Genomic DNA, 21,423 nt, shown 5'->3' with positions numbered 1-21,423 from the left:
ACTCCCACCCCTCGGGCGGCTGCCCGGCGGTGTCGTCGCCCTCCGCCGACGGTTCCGGGGCACGGCCGTCCGCCTTCCGGACAACGCGAAGGGCCCGCTTCCGTGGTCCCCCACGGAAACGGGCCCTCAGGCTCCACCGTCCTCGGACGGCGGGAGGGGTGTTAGCCCTCCAGGTCCTGGCTGCCCGCGGCCTTGCGCTTGCGGCTCAGGTAGATGGCGCCGCCACCGGCACCCAGGGCGGCCACGCCTGCGGCCACCAGGCCGGCGAGCGCGCCGCCGGTCACCGGCAGGGTGGGCTCGTTCTGGTCGTCGGCGGGCTCGGACGGCTTGTCGACGGGCTCGGAGGGCTCGTCGCTCGGGGTCGGCTCCGGGCTCTCGGGCTCGCTCGGCTCGGGGGACTCCGGCTCGCTGGGCTCGGGGGACTCCGGCGGGGTCCCGCCGCCGCCGGTCCAGGAGACCGAGGCCGACGCGGAGACGGTGACCTCGCTGTCCTCGGCGGTGATCAGGGTCTGGGTCGGCTGGTACTCCTCCTCGCCCTTGAACAGGCGGCCCGACCGCACGGTGGCCGTGGTCTCCAGGGAGAAGGAGGCGGTGCCCTCCGCCGCGTCCTCCGGGACGGCCAGGCCGACGGTGTCGCCGTTGTCGACCGTGGTGACGGGCTCGCCGCTCTCCAGGTCGATCAGCTCGACCCCGACGCCCTCGGGGGCCTCGACGCTGACCTCGATGCCGTCCTCGTCGCTCGTCTCGACGAGGAACTCACCGATCGTCTCGCCCGCCTTGCCGGAGGCCTCGCCCGGGGTGATGCTGAGCGTGGGTTCCGGCTCCTGCTCCAGTTCCACCGCCTCGTCCACGAGGTAGCGGTAGGCCTTGATCACCGCACCACTGTCGACCCTGCCGCCGACCTGGGGGTTCGCGGTGACCCGGGACAGCTCCGTGCCGTTGCTGAAGTGCCAGATCGCGGCCTGCGTCGCGGTCAGGGCCTCTGCGTCGGTCAGCCCCCTGACCTGGGCCGCGTCGGCCAGGTCGGCCGCGCTGATGCTCGGGTAGCTGTTCTGGAGGATCCAGTGGACCTTGCCGGGCGAGGCGAAGTCGCCCCTGCCCGGGTAGTTGGCCCACTCGTCCTCGAGGTACCAGGCCTGGTCGACGATCTCGGTGCTGAAGTCGATGCAGTAGGTCGTGAGAACGCCGCCGTTCTCCAGGCGCAGGTCGAACAGACTGGCGCTGGTCGGCTCGGCGCCCCGCATGGTCACGATGTGACCGCTCTGCGCGGTGGCGGGGTACTGGGCGCGGACGGAGCCCTCGTAGGTCTCCACCGGGTCGGCGGAGGCCGGAGCGGCGAGCCCGAAGGCGAGGAGTGCGGCGGCGGAGGCGGCGAGAGTCGCGCGCCCGACGGAATGGGGGAGGGACACGTACGTCACGTCTTTTCCTGTGGGTGGTCTCAAGGTGAGCCAACCGGGTCTTCCACCGGGGTCGCAACGTCGGGTGGCGGACCGGTCGGTCCGATGGGAGTTCACAGAGAAGACGTCGAGCCCCCGCACCGGGTTGTCCGCTTCCTGCGTGGAGGACATGAATTCCGGGAGAACGTGACGGGTTCGTTCCTGGAGGCCGGGCGGGGTCCGTGCCTGAGGAACCCGGGCCTCCCGCCCTCCCGGCCAGGCCCCGGGCACCGTTCCGTCTCCGGTGGTCCGGGCCGCCCGCACCCGTACGACGGACCGAAACACCGGGGCCCGCTACGGCGCGGCGGCCCGGGCGATGGACCGGGCGTGCCGCCGGACGTTCCGCCAGGCGATCCACTCGACTACGCGGTTGGCGATCACCCGGTGCTTCAGGCCGTTGCGCCAGGACCAGCGCAGGCGCGGCCCGGAGCGCCCCCAGCGGTTCGGTGAGGATCCGCAGCGCGCGTTCGCCGCCCTCCCGCGTCCAGGTGACCCCACGGCCGGGCGCGCTGAGTGTGATCGACTCCCTGGCCGCGTCCTCCGTGATTGCGCTGCTCGGCTCCACGACGCCGTTCCCGAGCTGCCGCGACGAACCGGAGGCCGGATCCCGTTCGCCCGGGCGCTCGGTGTCGCCGACCAGTTCCCGCACCCGGCCGGCCGCCACGGGCACTTCGAGGCCGTGGTTCGCGTACTCCCACCCCTCGGGCGGCTGCCCGGCGGTGTCGTCGCCCTCCGCCGACGGTTCCGGGGCACGGCCGTCCGCCTTCCGGACAACGCGAAGGGCCCGCTTCCGTGGTCCCCCACGGAAACGGGCCCTCAGGCTCCACCGTCCTCGGACGGCGGGAGGGTGTTAGCCCTCCAGGTCCTGGCTGCCCGCGGCCTTGCGCTTGCGGCTCAGGTAGATGGCGCCGCCACCGGCACCCAGGGCGGCCACGCCTGCGGCCACCAGGCCGGCGAGCGCGCCGCCGGTCACCGGCAGGGTGGGCTCGTTCTGGTCGTCGGCGGGCTCGGACGGCTTGTCGACGGGCTCGGAGGGCTCGTCGCTCGGGGTCGGCTCCGGGCTCTCGGGCTCGCTCGGCTCGGGGGACTCCGGCTCGCTGGGCTCGGGGGACTCCGGCGGGGTCTCGCCGCCGCCCACGGTCCAGTCGGCCGAGGCCGAAGCGGACACTGTGGTCCGGCCGCCCTCGGCGGTGATCAGGGTCTGGGTCGGCTCCTTGGACTCACCCTTGAACAGGCGGCCGGTCGCGACCGTCGCGCTGGCCTCCAGGGAGAAGCTGGCCTGGCCCGCCTCGGCGTCGGCCGGGACGGCGAAGCCGACGCTGTCACCGCTGCTGACCTCGGTGACGGCCTCGCCGGTCTCCAGGTCGACCAGCGTGACGCCCTCGGGAGCCTGGAGGTCCACCGGGATGGAGCTGGCGTTGGTCTGGATGAGGAACTCACCGACGGTCTCGCCGGCGGTGCCGGAGGCCGTGCCGGGGGTGATGCTCAGGGCCGGGGCGGGCTCGGCGGTCTGCGGCAGCTCCTCGGCGTTCTCGATCAGGTAGGTGTAGACCGCCCTGACGGCCTCGGAGTTGCCCCGGTCCTTGAGGTTCACGCCGTTGCTGAAGTGCCAGATCGCGGCCTGGGTGGCGCCCAGGGCGTCCCGCTTGCTCAGGCCCTCGACACCGGCTGCCACGCCCAGCTCCTCGGCGCTCAGAGCCGGGTAGGCGTTCTGCAGGATCCAGTGGACCTTGGCGGGCGCGGCGAACTCGCCCTTGCCGGGGTAGTTGGCCCAGTCGTCCTCGCGGTACCAGGCACCGTCGCGGATGTTGGTCTCGAAGTCGATGCAGTAGGTCGTCAGGACCGTGCCGTCTTCGAGCTCGAGGTTGAAGAGGCTGGTGCCGATGGTGCCGCCGCTGGTCGCGACGTCGATGCCTTCCTCGGCTTTGCCGGTGTACTTCGCGCGGGCGGAGCCCTCGTAGGTCTCCGCGGGGTCCGCGGCCGCGGGGGCTGCCAGGCCGAAGGCCAGGAACGCGGCTGCGGTGGCCGCCAGGCCGGTGCGGCCGACGGTGCGGGGGAAGGAGGAGATACTCAAATTGTGTCCCGGTGTGTTCTAGGGGTAACCGGATGGAAAAATGCCTGCCCAAAGGACGACGGGAACCGATGGGACGGACAGCGGTGGCCACGGCGCGACGGTTGCCGGAGAAAAACCGGTGCCGCCTGCTGCGTTCACCCGTTCCGGGGGGTCACCACGTCGGGGTCGGATCGTGGCGCCGTGTGGGGTGGGCGCGATCTTCCGGTGGGGCTCGCCGTGACGCGGGAGCCGGTCGCGCTCGCCGTGGGGGCCAACGCTCGCCTGATACTAGCGATCCCCTTCGCTACTTCCAAGCTGGTTCGCGGAAAATGTGACCGGATACGGCCAGGAAAAAATTCCTCGCAGGTAGATCCGCATTATGTCGAAAAGCTATGCAACGAAAGCGGGACTTCCGCGTCCCCCAACCTCGTCAGTCGCGTCGTTTGCGTCCCACAACCAGGATGATCAGGCCGGATACCACCAGGGCCCCCGCGATCACCAACAGCCCGGACAGCCAGGTTCCGGTGACGGCCAGATCGTCCTCTGGGATTCGGTCCTCCGCTGTGGGAGATACCTCCTCGGCGGGAACCTCCTCCTCGACGGCCTCCTCCAGGGCGGGGGGCTCCTCCTCCGGCGCGGGTTCCGGGCTCGCCGCGGCCACCGGCTCCTCGGTCTGCTCCGGATGCCACGTGAACGTCGCGATGGCCGAACTCGTCGCCGAACCCGTCTCCGCGGTCACGAGGGAGCGGGTGCGCACGCCGTCCCTGCCGGTGAACAGGCGCCCCTGCGGCAGCGGGAGGTCCCGGCCGTGCAGGTGCAGGGTGGCCACGCCCGCAGGGACCGACGGGTCCACGTCCAGGAAGACCCGCTCGCCGTCGCCCGTCTGCGTGACCGGCTCCCCGTCCGCGTCGACCAGCCACGACGCCGGGGCGCCGCGCACCGACACCGACACCGGCTCCACTCCGGAGCTGTGCACGGTCAACGGCCCCAGCGGCTCCTCGGGTGCGACCGCCTCCACGTGGGACGGCGACACCGCCAGGGAGCGGGAGACGGTGTTGTCCGGCGCGGACGCGCTGCCCTCCAGCAGGTGTTCGTACAGCGCCATGACGCCCGGGTCGTTGGCGTCGGGGGCCGGCCGCACCCCCTCCAGCACGTGCCACAGGGCGGCCTGGGTGCCCGCGATCGCCCGTGCCTCGTCCAACCGGGGGAGGTCGCTCCCCTCCAGCAGGGACTCCAGACCGACCGTCGGATAGGAATGGGAGACGATCCAGTTCGCCCGGTCGGCGGGATCCGTTTCCTGCGGGGTTTCGGACCACTCCGGAACGTCCGACCACGCTGACTCCACGTAGGCCGCGTACGGGTGGACCTCCTCGTCCGCGGTCACCGTGTAGGCCCGGACCGAGGCGTGCTCGCCCACGCGCAGGCTGAACAGCGCCGTGTCGGCCTCCCGGCCGTCGGCGAGCACGAGCGGCGCTCCCCCGATGGGGTCGCGGTCCACGCGTGAGAAGTCGTCGGCGTCGGCCGCCGGGGCGCCCAGCAGGGTGCCGATCAGGGCCGAGGCGGAAAGCAGCGCGGCGTACCGACGCAGGATGCCGGACATGCTCGTGCGCTCCCATGAGAAGGCGGCGGCCGCAGTCCGGGGCCACCGGCGAAATCGTCTTCCTGGGCCACCCAGACTAACGGTCCGGCACCCGGCGGCAGCGGACATTCCCCTGACAGCGTCCCAATCGTGTACTGGCCGTGATGTCCGGTGACCTCGCCGTGACTCCGCCGCCGGGCACCCCACCCCCGCACGCTCGGTAGGCTGAGCTGGAAGGTATGTCGTCTACGGAAGCGGGTTTGCGGCGATGGCCCACGCGGTACGTCCCAGCTCTGCCACGAACAGCGGCCCTGCGCCGGTGGCCTACGAGCAGGCACTGGCCAGGTACGAGCCCGTCCTCGGCCTGGAGACCCACATCGAGCTGGGCACCGCCTCCAAGATGTTCTGCTCCTGCCCCACCGCGTTCGGCGCCGACCCCAACACGCAGGTGTGCCCGGTCTGCCTGGCGCTGCCCGGCTCCCTGCCGGTCGTCAACGAGAAGGCGGTCGAGGGCGCCATCCGGCTGGGCCTGGCGCTGAACTGCTCCATCGCCCCCTGGGGCAGGTTCGCCCGGAAGAACTACTTCTATCCGGACATGCCGAAGAACTACCAGATCTCCCAGTACGACGAGCCGATCTGCGTCGACGGCCACCTCGACGTCACCGTCGACACCCCCGACGGCCCCCGCGTGTTCCGCGTGGACATCGAGCGGGTCCACATGGAGGAGGACACCGGCAAGACCTCCCACGTGGGCGGGGCCACCGGCCGTATCCACGGCGCCGACTACTCCATCGTCGACTACAACCGCGCGGGCATCCCGCTGCTGGAGATCGTCACCAAGCCCGTCACCGGCACCGGCGACCTGGCGCCCCTGGTCGCCCGCGCCTACGCCGCCGAGCTGCGCGACCTGGTCCGCTCCCTGGGCATCTCCGACGTGCGCATGGAGGAGGGCTCCATGCGCTGCGACGTCAACGTCTCGATCAACCCGCGCGGCGCCTCGGAGTGGGGCACCCGCAGCGAGACCAAGAACGTCAACTCGCTGCGCTCGGTCGAGCGGGCCGTGCGCTCGGAGATCGAGCGCCAGGCGGGCGTGCTCGACGCCGGGCGGAAGGTCGTGCAGGAGACCCGCCACTTCCAGGAGAACACCGGCCGCAGCATCTCCGGCCGCTCCAAGGAGGAGGCGCAGGACTACCGTTACTTCCCCGACCCCGACCTGGTGCCCGTCGCGCCCTCGGCGGAGTGGGTGGAGGAGCTGCGCGCCACCCTGCCGGAGCTGCCCGCCGCCAAGCGCGCCCGGATCCGCGCCGAGTGGGACCTCACCGACACCGAACTGCGCGACCTGGTCAACGCCGACGCCATCGACCTGGTCGCGGCGACCGTGGCCGAGGGCGCCCCGTCGGCCGAGGCCCGCAAGCTGTGGCTCAACGAGCTGTCGCGCCGCGCCACCGAGCAGGAGGTGGAGCTGGCCGCCCTGCCCATCACCCCGGCGCAGGTCGCGCGCGTCATCGCCCTGGTCGCCGAGGGCACGCTCACCAACAAGCTCGCCCGCCAGGTGGTGGAGGGCGTGCTGGCCGGTGAGGGCGAGCCCGACGCGGTGGTCGAGGCCCGCGGCCTCAAGGTGGTCAGCGACGACGGCGCCCTCGGCGCGGCCGTGGACGAGGCCATCGCCGCCAACCCCGACGCGGCCGACAAGGTGCGCGGCGGCAAGGTCGCCGCGGCCGGCGCCCTGGTGGGCGCCGTGATGAAGGCGACCCGCGGCCAGGCCGACGCTGGACGGGCCCGCGAACTCATCCTGGCCAAACTCGGCGCGAGCTGATCCATTACGGCGGCCTCCGTGCGGCGCCGGGCCCCTGTGCCCGGCGCACTCGGTTCCTCCCCCGTGGCGTGCGCACCCCGCGGACGGCCGTTCCGGGGAGGCCGCACCGTCCGCCAGCCGGTTCGTCCCGTTCTGTCGGTGCCGGGTGGCACCCTGCACGGGCCGTGGGCGTGGGCCGCTGGGGCGGGGGGAATCCCGAATCCGCTTCCGGGGGCCGCGCCGCGTCCGGAGAACCGGGGGCGGGTGCCCCGCGGAGCCGCGACGCGCCGGGGCGGACACCGGATGGGTGGGAGTCGGACATCACTGTGGGTGATGGTTCCGTCGTCATCTCTCATCCGGTCCTCAATCGCTGTGTGACCTTGGTTGCGTAGGGTTGCGACGCACGGGGACGTGTACGGTCCCCCGGGCCGTTCCGCCACCGGGCCCGTCCCAGTCCCGCGAGATCCTGGGCGGCAGACGCGGTGCCGGGTGCTGTGCCGCGCCCGGACTCGAACGACGCGAGGTGGGTGCTCCATGTCCGAGGAGAGAGCGTGACCGCGGCAGGAGGCCGCGTCGACCGTGACGTGCCCGCTGGGAGGTCGTTGATGGGAACCCGGGCGCGCCGCATGTGGACCGTGGCCCTGGTGGCGCTGTTCCTGCTCTACCTGGTGGGGACCCTGGTCCCCTCGGCGCAGACCAGCGTGACCGCCGCGCTCGCCGAGTGGCCCACGTCCGTCGCGGCCGGGGCCGCCGGGCTGTCGCTGCTCTACGCCTCGCGCCGCTGGGCGGCCACCGGCGCCGACCGGGACGCCCACGCCGACGGCGCGGACGGGCCCTCCGCCCTGCGCCACCTCGGCTTCGCCGCGCTCGCCTGGTGCGCGGGTGGCGTCACTCACGGTCTGATCCGTCTGTTCAGCTCCGCCACGGCCCTGTCGCTCACTCTGGGTGACCTCTTCTCCCTCGCGGCCCTGCCACTCTTCGTGATCGGTTTCACCAAGTTCGCGCCGTGGCCGGGCGGCCTGCGGACCGCCGTGCGCCACGTCACCGACAGCTACGTGTGCGCCGCCGCGGTCTTCTCCGTGGTCTGGCTGCTGCTGTTCTCCCCGCTCTACCAGGAACTAGGGGAGGGCGCCGGGTTCCTCGGCTTCGCCCTGGTCTACCCGGTCGCCGACATCGTCGTGCTGTGCCTGCTCGTGCCGCTGGTCTTCATGTCGCCGCACAGCACGCGGCGCGCGGTGCTGGTGGCCATCGGCGCCCTCATCGTCATCGCCGGGGCGGACATCCTCGGCGCGCTCACCCGCCTGACCGGCCCGCCCGTCCTCGGCGGGGTCGAACACCCGGTCAGGTTCCTGGGCTTCGCCCTGCTGGGGGCCCTGCCGTGGCTCGTGGGGCACCGGCCCGGCGCCGAACCGCGCCGGATCACCGGACGGGGGCTATACCGGTTCGCGCCCGAACTCGCCGCGATCGGCGCCGTGTTCGCGGCCGCCGTGGTGCTGACCGTGGCGGGGGTCCGCCTGGTCGGCGTGGCGCCGGTGCTGCCGCTGGCCGCGGGCACCGCCGTGGTGGTGCTCCTGGTGCGCATGGTGGGCATGCTGGAGGAGAACGCCACGCTCTCCCGGATGGTGCGCAACCGCGAGGTCCACTTCCACGAGCTGGCGCGCAACAGCGGCGACGTCATCCTCGTGCTGGACCGCGACGGCGGCGTGAACTACGTCAGCCCGGGCACCGCCGAGGCCTTCGGCTACCGGCTCGACGACGTGCTCGCCGCCCCCGTCACCGAGCTCATCCACCCCGAGGACCTGGGGCGCACCAAGGCCGTCACCGACCTGTTCGCCGAGCGCGGCGCGCAGGGGGTGCACATGCGGCTGCGGGTGCGGGCGGCCGACGGGACCTGGCGGCACACCGAGTCCACCATGTCCCTGTACGAGCAGCCCGGTGAGCCCGACCGGCTGCTGGTGACCACCCGCGACATCAGCGCGCAGGTGGCGCTCCAGGACGAGGTGGAGCACCTGACGTTCCACGACGGTGTGACCGGCCTGCCCAACCGCGCCTACCTGGAGGAGCGGGCCAGCGACGTCCTGGCGCACCGGGTGATCAACGAGGAGCCCGCGGGCGAGGTCGCGGTGATCTTCCTGGACCTGGACGGGTTCACGGCGGTCAACGACTCCGCCGGGCACGTGCGCGGCGACCACCTGCTCGGCCAGGCGGCCCGCAGGCTGCGCGGCGAGGTGGACTCCGACGCGACCCTGGCGCGCTGGGGCGGAGACGAGTTCGCGGTGCTGGTGGAGAACGTGCCCCGGGTCCAGCGGGTGGTGGACCTGGCCGAGCGCCTGGGGAGGGTGATCGCCTCGGAGCCGTTCCCGGTCGCCGACCGGGACATCGTGCTGACCGCCAGCATCGGCGTGGCCTTCGCCGAGCCGGTCACCGACAGCGGCGAGCTGCTGCGCAACGCCGACGTGGCCATGACCCGGGCCAAGGAGCGCGGGGCGGGCCACGTGGAGGTCTACGCCGCGCACATGCACGACACGGTGGTCTCGCGCCTGGAGCTCCAGATCCGCCTGCGCGAGGCGCTGGCCAAGGACGAGTTCTTCCTGGAGTACCAGCCCGTCGTGGACCTGGGCAGTTCCCAGGTGACCTCGGTGGAGGCGCTGGTGCGCTGGGACCGCGACGGCGAGACGGTCGGTCCCGAGGACTTCATCGGCGCGGCCGAGGAGTCGGGCCTGATCGTGCCGCTGGGCGAGCGGATCCTGCGCGAGGCCTGCGGGAAGGTCTCGGTGTGGCGGCTCTCGGACTGGGACATCGGCCTGTCGGTGAACCTGTCGGTCAAGCAGGTGCTGTCGCCGCGCTTCGTGGAGTCGGTGGCGGGGATCCTCGCCGAGTCGGGGCTTCCGGCCGAGGTGCTGACCCTGGAGGTCGACGAGGAGGTCCTGCTCGACGACGGCGGGGAGGCGGTGCAGCGCCTGGGCGAGCTGCGCGAGCTGGGCGTGCGGCTGGCCATCGACGACTACGGGATGGGGTACGCGTCCCTGGCGCACCTGCGCAGGCTGAGCGTGGACGCGATCAAGATCGACCCGTCGTTCGTGGCGGACCTGGGCCGCGACGACACGGTCACGCTGCTCACGCACACGATCATCCAGCTGGGGCGCGACCTGGGCGTGCAGGTGGTGGCCGAGGGCATCGAGCGCTCCGAACAGCTGGAGCAGCTGCGCGCCATGGGCTGCGACCACGGCCAGGGTTTCCTGGTGGCCCGGCCCATGCCCGCGAGCGGTGTGGAGTCGCTCGTCGGCGGCGAGGCCGGGGTCAGCCTCTGACCGGACGCAACGCTGACCGCGGGCCCCGTTCCGCTCCGCGGACTCCGGCCGCCGCCCGTGCGGTGTGCGTCACACGAAACCGGGGTGACTTGTCAGTATTCGCCCAGTTCGCAGGCGTTGTCGTGTCACCGAGGGGTGCCGCATGCTGACATTTCCGTCTCATTAATTGAGACAATATGTCGTTCTGGTTGACGGGTGCCCTCTCCGTCGGCCAATGTGGTCAGCATGCAGAGCAACTCCCTGATTCTCGTACTTGGTCGGCGCGCAGCCCGCTGAGTTTCCTCTGCTGCGCGCCACCCCTCAACCGCCGTCGGCGGTGGGGGTTTTTTTATTGCCAGGCCCAGAGTCAGACCCACCAGGCCAGAGCCCCCGTGCCGCTCTGACCCTCGCTGAAGGATCTTGAGATGACCGAGCAGATGACCGGCGCCCAATCGCTGATCAGGTCGCTGGAACAGGTCGGCGTTGACACTGTCTTCGGGATTCCCGGCGGCGCCATCCTCCCGGCCTACGACCCGCTCTACGACTCGGCCAAGGTGCGCCACATCCTCATGCGCCACGAGCAGGGGGCCGGTCACGCCGCCGAGGGCTACGCCTACGCCACCGGCCGCCCGGGGGTGTGCATGGCCACCAGCGGGCCCGGCGCCACCAACCTGGTCACCCCCCTCGCCGACGCGCACATGGACTCGGTCCCGATGGTCGCCATCACCGGCCAGGTCGCCTCCCCGATGATCGGCACCGACGCCTTCCAGGAAGCCGACATCTGCGGCATCACCATGCCGATCACCAAGCACAACTTCCTGGTCAAGGACGTGCGCGAGATCCCGCGGATCGTCGCCGAGGCCTTCCACATCGCCTCCAGCGGACGCCCCGGCCCCGTCCTGGTCGACATCTCCAAGGACGCCCTGCAGAACTCCGCCGAGTTCGTCTGGCCCGAGCGCCTCGAACTGCCCGGCTACCGCCCGGTCACCAAGCCGCACGGCAAGCAGGTCCGCGAGGCCGCCCGCATGATCGCCGAGGCCCGGCGCCCGGTGTTCTACGTCGGCGGCGGCGTCCTGCGCGCCGGCGCCTCCGCCGAGCTGCGCGTCCTGGCCGAGCTCACCGGCGCCCCGGTCGTCTCCACCCTGATGGCCCGCGGCGTCTTCCCCGACAGCCACCCGCAGTCGGTGGGCATGCCCGGCATGCACGGCAACGTCGCCGCCGTCGGCGCCCTCCAGAAGGCCGACCTCATCGTCGCCCTGGGCGCGCGCTTCGACGACCGGGTCACCGGACGCCTGGACAGCTTCGCCCCCGACGCCAAGATCGTCCACGCCGACATCGACCCGGCCGAGATCTCCAAGAACCGCCACGCCGACGTGCCCATCGTCGGCGACTGCCGCGAGGTCCTCGCCGACCTGGTCGTGGCCGTGCGCGCCGACCAGGAGAAGGGCCGCCAGGGCGACTACGCGGCCTGGTGGCAGCAGCTCAACCGCCTGCGCAACACCTACCCCAAGGGTTACGAGGCGCCCGAGGACGGCAGCCTGTCCCCGCAGGCCGTCATCGAGCGCCTGGGCAAGATCGTCGGCCCGGAGGCCACCTACGTCGCGGGTGTGGGCCAGCACCAGATGTGGGCCGCCCAGTTCATCGACTACGAGCGCCCCGGCTCCTTCGTCAACTCCGGCGGTCTGGGCACCATGGGCTTCTCCGTCCCCGCCGCGCTCGGCGCCAAGGTGGGCGACCCCGACCGGACAGTGTGGTCGGTCGACGGCGACGGCTGCTTCCAGATGACCAACCAGGAACTGGCCACCTGCGCGATCGAGGGCATCCCGGTCAAGGTCGCCGTGGTCAACAACGGCAACCTGGGCATGGTCCGCCAGTGGCAGACCCTGTTCTACGAGGGCCGCTACTCCAACACCGACCTCCAGACCGCCCCGCGCGACGAGAAGGTCCGCATCCCCGACTTCGTCCGCCTCGCGGAGGCGTACGGTTGTGTCGGCCTGCGCTGCGAGCGAGCCGAGGACATCGACGCCACCATCGAGAAGGCCATGGCGATCGACGACGCCCCCGTCGTCGTGGACTTCACCGTCAACCACGACGCCATGGTCTGGCCGATGGTCGGCCCCGGCGTCAGCAACGACAACATCCAGTACGCGCGCGACATGGCGCCGAACTGGGAACACGAGGACTAAGAGGAACAGGCGGAACCACCATGAGCAGTCACACGCTTTCCGTTCTGGTGGAGGACACCCCGGGTATCCTCGCCCGCGCCTCCGCCCTCTTCTCCCGTCGAGGCTTCAACATCGACTCGCTCAGTGTGAGCAACACCGAGTACCCAGGACTGTCCCGGATGACAATCGTGGTCAACTGCGACCTCCACCCCTTGGAGCAGGTGACCAAACAGCTCAACAAGCTGGTCAACGTCGTCAAGATCGTGGAGATGGACACCACCGCGTCGGTCCGGCGCGAGCTCCTGCTCGTCAAGGTCAAGGCCGACGCGTCCAGCCGCACCCACGTGCTACAGACGGCCGAGCTGTTCCGCGCGCACGTCGTGGACGTCAGCCCGGACGTCGTCGTCATCGAGGCCACCGGCGACCCCGAGAAGCTCGATGCCCTGGTCAGGAACCTGGAGCCGTTCGGCATCCGGGAACTCGTCAAATCAGGGCTGGTCGCCCTGGGACGCGGACCCCGGTCGATCACCGACCGATCCCTCCGCACGGTCGAGCGCAGCGCGTAGCAGTGTTTCCTGACTCGTTCCGCTCGCTGGTCCGGGCGCCTGGACAAGGGGAACCTTCGGCGCCTACGGCGTGTCGGCTCGTTCCTCGCGAACACGCCTCCCCCGCCTCCAGAACCCCGTAGGCGCCCGGACCCCGATGCGGGGCCCGGACGCGCACGGACGGACCCCACCGCGTCCCGCACGAAACTGAGAAACAAGGAGCAACCCCAAGTGGCAGCACAGATGTACTACGACGACGCCGCGGACCTCTCGCTCATCCAGAGCAAGAAGGTCGCCGTGATCGGCTACGGCAGCCAGGGCCACGCGCACGCGCTGTCGCTGCGCGACTCGGGCGTGGACGTGCGGATCGGCCTCGCCGAGGGGTCCAAGAGCCGGGCCAAGGCCGAGGAGGAGGGCCTGCGCGTCCTCACCCCCGCTGAGGCCACCCGTGAGGCCGACGTCATCATGATCCTGGTCCCCGACCACATCCACCGGGACCTGTACGCGGCCGAGATCGCGCCGAACCTGGAGGCGGGCAACGCCCTCTTCTTCGGCCACGGCTTCAGCATCCGCTACGGCCTCATCACCCCGCCCGAGGGCGTGGACGTGGCCATGGTCGCCCCCAAGGGCCCGGGCCACCTGGTCCGCCGCCAGTACGAGGCCGGGCGCGGCGTGCCCTGCCTGGTCGCGGTCGAGAAGGACGCCAGCGGTCGGGCATGGGACCTGGCGCTGTCCTGGGCCAAGGGCATCGGCGGCACCAAGGCCGGCGTCATCAAGACCACGTTCACCGAGGAGACCGAGACCGACCTGTTCGGTGAGCAGGCCGTGCTCTGCGGCGGCACCGAGGAACTGGTCAAGGCCGGTTTCGCCACCCTGGTCGAGGCCGGCTACCAGCCGGAGATCGCCTACTTCGAGTGCCTGCACGAGCTCAAGCTCATCGTGGACCTCATGTACGAGGGCGGCATCTCCAAGATGAACTGGTCAGTCTCGGACAACGCCGAGTACGGCGGCTACACCCGCGGCCCGCGCCTGATCACCGAGCAGACCCGCCAGGAGATGCGCAAGATCCTCGGCGAGATCCAGGACGGTTCCTACGCCAAGGAGCTCATGGAGGAGTTCGACGCCGGGCAGCCGACCTTCACCAAGCGCCGCGAGGCCGAGCAGAACGAGCAGATCGAGAAGGTGGGCGCGGAGCTGCGCCCGCTGATGAGCTGGCTCAAGGCCTAGGCAGTCCCTTCTTGGGGCTCCGCTCCGCTTCGCCCCGTGTTCGGGCGCACCAGAGGCGGGAACCTTCGGCGCCTCCGGTGGGTCGGCTCGTTCCTCGCGCACCCACCTCCGGCACCTCCAGAACCCCGCCGCGCCCGAACGCCCCTCGGGACCCGGTGAACCACGGGGACGGGCGGCCCACGGCCACCCGTCCCCGTCGGGCTTCCCTACCCCGCCGGTAGACTTTCGACCAGCCGTCACCCCGATCCGGGCAGCGCCCACCACCTGCGCGGTCGGGCCGCACCACCCGAAAAGGAACCGTTGTGCCCAAACCCGCCGTACTCGTAGCGGAAAAGCTCTCGCCCGCCGGAATCGCGCTGCTCGAGGAGGACTTCGAGGTACGCCACGTCGACGGCGCCGACCGGTCCCAGCTCCTGCCCGCCCTCGCCGACGTCGACGCCCTCATCGTGCGCAGCGCGACGCAGGTGGACGCCGAGGCGATCGCGGCCGCCTCCCGGCTGCAGGTGGTGGCCCGGGCCGGTGTCGGTCTGGACAACGTGGACGTGGAGGCCGCCACCAAGGCCGGCGTCCTGGTGGTCAACGCACCCACCTCCAACATCATCAGCGCCGCCGAGCAGGCCATCAACCTGCTGCTGGCCAGCGCGCGCAACACCGCCCCTGCGCACAACGCCCTGGTCAACGGCGAGTGGAAGCGCTCCAAGTACACCGGGGTCGAGCTCTACGAGAAGACCGTCGGCATCGTCGGCCTCGGCCGCATCGGCGCCCTGGTCGCGCAGCGCCTGTCGGCCTTCGGCACCCAGGTCATCGCCTACGACCCCTTCGTGCAGCCCGCCCGCGCCGCCCAGATCGGCGTGGAGATGACCACGCTCGACGAGCTGCTGGAGCGCTCGGACTTCATCACCATCCACCTGCCCAAGAACAAGGACACGCTGGGCCTGATCGGTGACGAGGCCCTGAGCAAGGTCAAGCCCACCGTGCGCGTCATCAACGCCGCGCGCGGCGGCATCCTGGACGAGGACGCGCTCTACCGGGCGCTCAAGGACGGCCGCGTGGCGGGCGCGGGCATCGACGTGTTCGCCAAGGAGCCGTGCACCGACAGCCCCCTCTTCGAGTTCGAGAACGTGGTCGTGGCCCCCCACCTGGGCGCCAGCACCGTCGAGGCCCAGGAGAAGGCGGGCACCCAGGTCGCCCGCTCGGTCAAGCTGGCCCTCTCCGGCGAGTTCGTCCCCGACGCCGTGAACGTCCAGGGCACCGGTGTGGCCGAGGACGTCAAGCCGGGCCTGCCGCTGACCGAGAAGCTCGGCCGCGTGTTCACCTCCCTCGCGGGCACCATCGCCAGCCGCATCGACGTCGAGGTGCGCGGCGAGATCGCCTCGCACGACGTCAAGGTGCTGGAGTTGGCCGCCCTCAAGGGCGTGTTCGCCGACGTGGTCGAGGACACCGTGACCTTCGTCAACGCCCCGCTGCTCGCCAAGGAGCGCGGCGTCGAGGTCAACCTCGTCACCAGCGACGACAATACCGACTGGCGCAACCTCATCACGGTCCGCGGCGTGCTCGCCGACGGCACCCGCGTGTCGGTCTCGGGCACCCTGACCGGTCCCCGCCAGGTCGAGAAGCTGGTGGAGATCAACAACTACACCATGGAGATCGGCCTGGCCGAGCACATGGTGTTCCTGTCCTACGAGGACCGCCCCGGCGTGGTCGGCACGGTCGGCGCCCTGCTGGGCGACGCCGGTGTCAACATCGCGGGCATGCAGGTCATCCGGGACCAGGAGGGCGGCAAGGCGCTGATCGCGCTCACCGTGGACTCCGCGGTGCCCGACGACACCCTCGCCTCGATCTCCGCCGAGATCGACGCCGAGGTCAGCCGCCAGGTCGACCTGGAGGACTGAGGTCCGTTTTTTGAACCGGTCTCGGCTTTTGGGGGTCGGTTCGGGCGCCCACGGGGTTCTGGAGGTGCCGGAGACGGGTTCGCGAGGAACGGGCGAACCCGTCGTAGGCGCCGCTGTGCCTGCTTCAACCCGATTCCCCTTCTCCGGGCGCCCGAACACGGGCCGTACCGCGTTCGGCGCTCACGGGCGCCGCGCGCGGTGCGGCCCTCGTGTTGTCCGGGGACCGCGCGGCGCGGTCATTCGTGCGCCCTTCGCGGCTTTTCTTCATGTCTGTGTGGTTGTGGTGCAGGAGCGAGGCCCGGCGCGGCCGGGCCCTGACCAGCGGAGACAACTCGGCGTCTCGTATGGTGAGAAACCCTGGCCATATAGTTGGACATCCGATATTCTGAGGTCCTAGGAGTCAGCGGCCCCGGTGCCACAGTCGGAGGCCGCCGCCCGGCGCCGCGAGCGCCCCCACCGGGGCCCGTGCGGGCGTTCCACGGCGGTCGATCCCGCCCGGAGGGCTCCTCGTCCCCGTGGACACCGTCGCCCACGTTCCGCGCTCCGCCGCCGTTCGGCGCGATCCGCCCCGAACTCCGGTCCCGTAGTGCACCTCGCCGCAGAGCATTCCCTGGCCGAGCCGTTCCCGGCTCCGGTCACGCAACGCATCCGGAGGATCGCATGTACGACATGATCGAGTACCCGTCCGCGCCCGACTCCCAGGACGAGATCAACCGCGCCCTGCAGGACGCCCTCAACCGGCGGGCCTGAGGGCCGGTCGGGAAGGCGGCCGCGCGAACCCCCGGCCGGAGGCGCCCGCACTCCGCCGGGGCGGTAGGGTTGTCTCATTCAGTGTTCATCCTGGTCTCACCATATGAGAAGCGGCCGGTGGGGCCGTGTCGAAGCAGAGGCAGTCCGTATGGCAGCGCGCACCGTGAAACTGGCGGTCATTCCCGGCGACGGGATCGGTCCCGAGGTCATCGCCGAAGGGCTCAAGGTGCTGGAGGTCGCGGCCTCCCAGCACGACCTCGCCGTGGAGACCACCGAGTACGAGCTGGGCGCCAGGCTCTGGCACCGCACCGGTGAGACCCTGCCCGACTCGGTCGAGGCCGAGCTGGCCGGGCACGAGGCCATCTACCTCGGCGCCGTCGGCGACCCGTCGGTCCCCAGCGGTGTCCTGGAGCGCGGTCTGCTCCTGCGCCTGCGCTTCGACTTCGACCACTACGTCAACCTGCGCCCCGTCCGCCTCTACCCGGGAGTGGACAGCCCGCTCGCGGGCGTGGGCCCCGAGGACATCGACATGCTGGTGGTCCGCGAGGGCACCGAGGGCCCCTACGCGGGCGCCGGGGGGGTCCTGCGCAAGGGCACCCCGCACGAGATCGCCACCCAGGACAGCGTCAACACCCGCTTCGGGGTGGAGCGCGTCGTGCGCTACGCCTTCGACAAGGCCGCCTCCCGCCCCCGCCGCAAGCTCACCCTGGTCCACAAGGACAACGTCCTGACCTTCGCCGGTGAGCTGTGGCAGCGCGTGGTCCGGGAGGTCGGCGCCGAGTACCCGCAGGTCGCCGTGGACTACTGCCACGTCGACGCCGCGTCGATGTTCTTCGTCAACCAGCCCGCCCGCTTCGACGTGGTGGTCACCGACAACCTCTTCGGCGACATCATCACCGACATCGGCGCCGCCATCACCGGCGGCATCGGGCTGGCCGCCAGCGGCAACATCAACCCGGACAACGCCTTCCCCAGCATGTTCGAGCCCGTCCACGGCTCCGCGCCCGACATCGCCGGCCAGGGCAAGGCCGACCCCACCGCCACGGTGCTCTCGGCCGCGACCATGCTGGAGCACCTCGGAGTGCCCGAGGCGGCCCGCCGGATCGAGGCCGCGGTCGCCACGGACCTCAAGACCCGCGCCCAGAACGGCGCGGTCCGCTCCACCTCCCAGATCGGCGACGACCTCGCCGCGCGAGTAGCCGAGCAGGGCTGACGCACACGCCGGAAGCCCTGCCCTCCCTCCCTGCGGCGCGGCTGACGGCACGGTCCACCTCCACCGTCGACGGGCGCGCCCGGGTCACCGAGCGCGCCCTTCGCCGTGTCCGCGCGCGGCACCGCTCCCCGAGCGGTGCCGCCCTCGCGTGCGTCACTCCTGCTCTGGCACCGGGTGCGCTCTTCAGACAGACTAGATTCCAGGCCGGCGATGCTGCCGGCCTGATGCACCCGAGAGGACCACCGACAACATGAACAACGACACCACCACAAGCGGGTTGACGTTCGACATCCAGCTCTCCGACAGGCGGAAGACCCCGCAGGAACGAGAGGCACTGCTGGAGAGTCCCGGGTTCGGCCGGGTGTTCACCGACCACATGGTGAGCATCCACTACACCGAGGGGAAGGGGTGGCACGACGCGAAGCTGGAGCCGTACGGTCCGCTGAGCCTGGACCCGGCCACCGCCGCCCTCCACTACGCCCAGGAGATCTTCGAGGGACTCAAGGCCTACCGGCACCCCGACGGCTCGTTCGCCTCCTTCCGCCCCGAGTCCAACGCGGCCCGCTTCAACCGCAGCGCCGCGCGCATGGCGATGCCCGAGCTCCCCGAGGAGCTCTTCCTCAAGTCGATCGAACTCCTCCTGGAGCACGACGGCGACTGGGTGCCGACCAGGGAGGGCTTCAGCCTGTACCTGCGCCCGTTCATGGTCGCCACGGACGTCGGCCTGGGCGTCAACCACCCGTCCCGCTCCTACCTCTACCTGCTGATCGCCTCCCCGGTCGGCTCCTACTTCTCGGGCGGCGTCCAGCCGGTGACGGTGTGGCTGTCCAGGGACTACACGCGCGCCGCTCCGGGCGGCACGGGCGCGGCCAAGTTCGCGGGCAACTACGCGGCGAGCTTCCTCGCCCAGGCGCAGGCGGTGGAGCAGGGCTGCGACCAGGTGGTCTGGCTCGACGCCCGCGAGCACCGCTGGGTCGAGGAGATGGGCGGCATGAACCTGTGGTTCGTGTTCGGCTCCGGTGAGAACGCGCGGCTGCGCACGCCCCCGCTGACCGGGACCCTGCTGCCGGGCATCACCCGCGAGTCGCTGCTGACCCTGGCCCCCGACCTCGGCATCCCGGCCGAGGAAGCGCCCATCTCCACCGACGAGTGGCGCGAGGCGGCCGAGTCCGGCGAGCTCACCGAGGTGTTCGCCTGCGGCACCGCGGCCGTCATCACCCCCGTCGGCCGGGTCAAGGGCGACGACGGCGAGTTCACCGTCGGAGACGGCACCCCGGGCCCGGTCACCATGCGCCTGCGCGAGGAGCTGGTGGGCATCCAGACGGGTCTGCGCGCCGACGAGCACGGCTGGATCACCCGGTTCTGAGGCGGCCCCGGCGGGTCGTCCTCTTCCCGGGCGGCCCGCCCCGGTCCTCCCTCCCCTTCCTCCTCCGGGGCCCTCCGCGTCCGCGCCCCAAGCCGCCGACGGCCGACGGGGTCGGCCGCCACCGAACCCTTCGCCCAGCGTGCGGGACCGCCGCCCGCACCGGTCCGCGCGGGACGACGGTGCTCGGGGGAGCCTGCGGCGCGGTGCCGGGTATGTCCGGTGCGAGAAACCAGCGTCTCGAATAGTGGGACAATCTGCCGGTGAGCACCGAGAACTCCGCCACCGTGTGGCACACTGACCTCATGCCGTCTCAGGTGCTCATTATCGTGAGGCGCGCTGGCTGACCATCGGACGCCGCCAGCGCGCTGACCTCTCGTGTCCACGAGGGGTCTTTTTTGTTGGCGGGGCGCGGTCGGCCACACCACAGCATCCACCTTCGGGAGTTCCACCCATGAGGGACGACAGTTTCCACGTCTTCGACACCACGCTGCGCGACGGGGCCCAGCGAGAGGGGATCAACCTGCGGGTCTCCGACAAGCTGGCCATCGCGAAGCTGCTGGACGACTTCGGGGTGGCGTTCATCGAGGGAGGGTGGCCGGGGGCCAACCCCAAGGACACCGAGTTCTTCCAGCGGGCTTCACGAGAGCTGACGCTGGAACACGCGCAACTCACCGCGTTCGGCGCGACCCGCCGTGCCGGTGTGCGGGCCGCCGACGACCCACAGGTGGCCGCCCTGCGCGACAGCGGCGCACCGGTCGTCACCCTTGTCGCCAAGAGTGACGACCGGCACGTCGAGCGCGCGCTGCGCACGACCCTCGACGAGAACCTCGCCATGATCGCCGACACGGTGTCCCACCTGCGCGAGCACGGCCAACGCGTGTTCGTGGACTGCGAGCACTTCTTCGACGGATACCTCCACAACCCCGACCACGCGCTCGACGTGGTCCGCGCCGCCGCCGGTGCCGGCGCCGACGTCGTCGTTCTGTGCGACACCAACGGCGGCATGCTCCCCACCGACGTCACCCGCATCGTCACCGAGGTCCGCGAGGCCACCGGCGCACGCCTGGGCATCCACGCCCAGGACGACACCGGCTGCGCCGTCGCCAACACCCTCGCCGCCGTGGACGCGGGCGCCACCCACGTGCAGTGCACCGCCAACGGCTACGGCGAGCGGGTCGGCAACGCCAACCTCTTCTCCGTGGTCGGCGCGCTCACGCTCAAGCGCGGCCAGGAGATCCTGCCCGAGGGCTGCCTGGCCGAGATGACCCGCGTGGCCACCGCCGTCGCCGAGATCGTCAACCTCACCCCCGACACGCACCAGCCCTACGTGGGGGTGTCGGCCTTCGCCCACAAGGCGGGGTTGCACGCCTCCGCGATCAAGGTCGACCCCGACCTGTACCAGCACACGGACCCCGCGCTGGTCGGCAACACCATGCGCATGCTCGTCTCCGACATGGCGGGGCGCGCCTCCATCGAACTCAAGGCCAAGGAGCTGGGCCTGGACCTGTCCGGAGACCGCGCCCTGTCGGGGCGGGCCGTGGAGCGGATCAAGGGCCTGGAGCTGTCGGGCTACAGCTTCGAGGCCGCCGACGCCTCCCTGGACCTGCTGCTGCGCGAGGAACTCGGGCAGCCGGTCCGCTACTTCGAGACCGAGTCCTGGCGCGTCATCACCGAACGCCGACCACGGGCCGGCTCCAGCCCGCTGTCCAGCGACTACGAGAGCCTCACCGAGGCCACCGTCAAGCTGCGGGTCAAGGGCGAACGCGTGATCGCCACCGCGGAGGGCAACGGTCCCGTCAACGCCCTCGACCGGGCGCTGCGCAGCGCCATGGAGAGCGTGTACACCGCGCTCGCCGGGCTGGAGCTGACCGACTACAAGGTCCGCATCCTGGAGGGCAGTTCCGGCACCAACGCCATCACCCGCATCCTCGTCACCTTCGGCGACGGGTCGGGGGAGTGGACCACGGTGGGGGTGGGGCCCAACGTCGTCGACGCGTCCTGGGTCGCCCTCGAACAGGCCGTCGCCTACGGGCTCCTCCGCCAGGGGTACCCGCAGGACTGACCGTAGGCACCCGGGGACGGGAGCCTCGCGGATGCCGGGAAGCGGGCGAG

Annotated in this window: 12 protein-coding genes; 9 read left to right on the top strand and 3 right to left on the bottom strand. The window is 71.3% G+C overall.

The window, feature by feature from the left end; all coding sequences use genetic code 11:
* Positions 1–161: 161 nt before the first annotated feature.
* From KGD83_RS25010 to KGD83_RS25000, 3 genes are all read right to left on the bottom strand, one after another.
* A complete protein-coding gene (locus KGD83_RS25010) occupies positions 162–1,418 on the bottom strand; it encodes a thioester domain-containing protein (protein WP_212641439.1) in 1,257 nt (418 codons plus the stop codon).
* 868 nt (positions 1,419–2,286) lie between these two features.
* Positions 2,287–3,510: a thioester domain-containing protein gene (locus KGD83_RS25005; protein WP_212641438.1), complete on the bottom strand. Its 1,224-nt coding sequence runs from the start codon at positions 3,508–3,510 to the stop codon at positions 2,287–2,289.
* Between the two features lie 409 nt (positions 3,511–3,919).
* Positions 3,920–5,089, bottom strand: coding sequence for a thioester domain-containing protein (locus KGD83_RS25000; protein ID WP_212641437.1), 1,170 nt, complete (start codon positions 5,087–5,089; stop codon positions 3,920–3,922).
* A gap of 298 nt (positions 5,090–5,387) precedes the next feature.
* On the opposite strand from KGD83_RS25000, the gene gatB reads away from it, so the two are divergent.
* From gatB to cimA, 9 genes are all read left to right on the top strand, one after another.
* Positions 5,388–6,884: an Asp-tRNA(Asn)/Glu-tRNA(Gln) amidotransferase subunit GatB gene (gene gatB, locus KGD83_RS24995; RefSeq protein ID WP_212641436.1), complete on the top strand. Its 1,497-nt coding sequence runs from the start codon at positions 5,388–5,390 to the stop codon at positions 6,882–6,884.
* A gap of 584 nt (positions 6,885–7,468) precedes the next feature.
* Positions 7,469–10,174, top strand: a complete 2,706-nt coding sequence (locus KGD83_RS24990; RefSeq protein WP_212644599.1) for a putative bifunctional diguanylate cyclase/phosphodiesterase — start codon at positions 7,469–7,471, stop codon at positions 10,172–10,174.
* A gap of 404 nt (positions 10,175–10,578) precedes the next feature.
* Positions 10,579–12,339, top strand: a complete 1,761-nt coding sequence (locus KGD83_RS24985; RefSeq protein WP_212641435.1) for an acetolactate synthase large subunit — start codon at positions 10,579–10,581, stop codon at positions 12,337–12,339.
* Between the two features lie 20 nt (positions 12,340–12,359).
* The gene (ilvN, locus tag KGD83_RS24980; protein WP_013151229.1) at positions 12,360–12,884 is read left to right on the top strand and encodes an acetolactate synthase small subunit; all 525 of its coding nucleotides are present in this window, start codon (positions 12,360–12,362) and stop codon (positions 12,882–12,884) included.
* Positions 12,885–13,094: 210 nt separating this feature from the next.
* Positions 13,095–14,090 (top strand): ketol-acid reductoisomerase, encoded by a 996-nt coding sequence (gene ilvC / locus KGD83_RS24975; RefSeq protein WP_212641434.1) that lies wholly within the window; start codon positions 13,095–13,097, stop codon positions 14,088–14,090.
* A 302-nt stretch (positions 14,091–14,392) separates the two neighbouring features.
* Positions 14,393–15,982: a phosphoglycerate dehydrogenase gene (gene serA, locus KGD83_RS24970; protein ID WP_212641433.1), complete on the top strand. Its 1,590-nt coding sequence runs from the start codon at positions 14,393–14,395 to the stop codon at positions 15,980–15,982.
* An 898-nt stretch (positions 15,983–16,880) separates the two neighbouring features.
* Positions 16,881–17,945 carry a 3-isopropylmalate dehydrogenase gene (locus tag KGD83_RS24965; RefSeq protein ID WP_212641432.1) on the top strand — a complete coding sequence of 355 codons (1,065 nt, stop codon included), beginning with the start codon at positions 16,881–16,883 and terminating at the stop codon, positions 17,943–17,945.
* A gap of 250 nt (positions 17,946–18,195) precedes the next feature.
* Entirely contained in the window at positions 18,196–19,311 is a 1,116-nt protein-coding gene (locus tag KGD83_RS24960) for a branched-chain amino acid aminotransferase (protein WP_212641431.1), read from the top strand.
* A 451-nt stretch (positions 19,312–19,762) separates the two neighbouring features.
* Entirely contained in the window at positions 19,763–21,373 is a 1,611-nt protein-coding gene (cimA, locus tag KGD83_RS24955; RefSeq protein ID WP_212641430.1) for a citramalate synthase, read from the top strand.
* Positions 21,374–21,423 lie beyond the last annotated feature (50 nt).

Origin of the sequence: Nocardiopsis akebiae, from assembly GCF_018316795.1 — a bacterium.
Lineage (GTDB): Bacteria > Actinomycetota > Actinomycetes > Streptosporangiales > Streptosporangiaceae > Nocardiopsis > Nocardiopsis dassonvillei.
The sequence above is the reverse complement of the archived record's forward strand: the minus strand, read 5'-3'. Positions and strand labels throughout refer to the sequence as shown.

Excerpts from the sequence above, each read along its gene's own strand:
- KGD83_RS24990 (WP_212644599.1), top strand. The coding sequence starts at position 7,469 with ATGGGAACCCGGGCGCGCCGCATGTGGACCGTGGCCCTGGTGGCGCTG.
- KGD83_RS24985 (WP_212641435.1), top strand. The coding sequence starts at position 10,579 with ATGACCGAGCAGATGACCGGCGCCCAATCGCTGATCAGGTCGCTGGAA.
- KGD83_RS24965 (WP_212641432.1), top strand. The coding sequence starts at position 16,881 with ATGGCAGCGCGCACCGTGAAACTGGCGGTCATTCCCGGCGACGGGATC.
- KGD83_RS25000 (WP_212641437.1), bottom strand. The coding sequence starts at position 5,089 with ATGTCCGGCATCCTGCGTCGGTACGCCGCGCTGCTTTCCGCCTCGGCC.
- KGD83_RS24960 (WP_212641431.1), top strand. The coding sequence starts at position 18,196 with ATGAACAACGACACCACCACAAGCGGGTTGACGTTCGACATCCAGCTC.
- cimA (WP_212641430.1), top strand. The coding sequence starts at position 19,763 with ATGAGGGACGACAGTTTCCACGTCTTCGACACCACGCTGCGCGACGGG.
- ilvN (WP_013151229.1), top strand. The coding sequence starts at position 12,360 with ATGAGCAGTCACACGCTTTCCGTTCTGGTGGAGGACACCCCGGGTATC.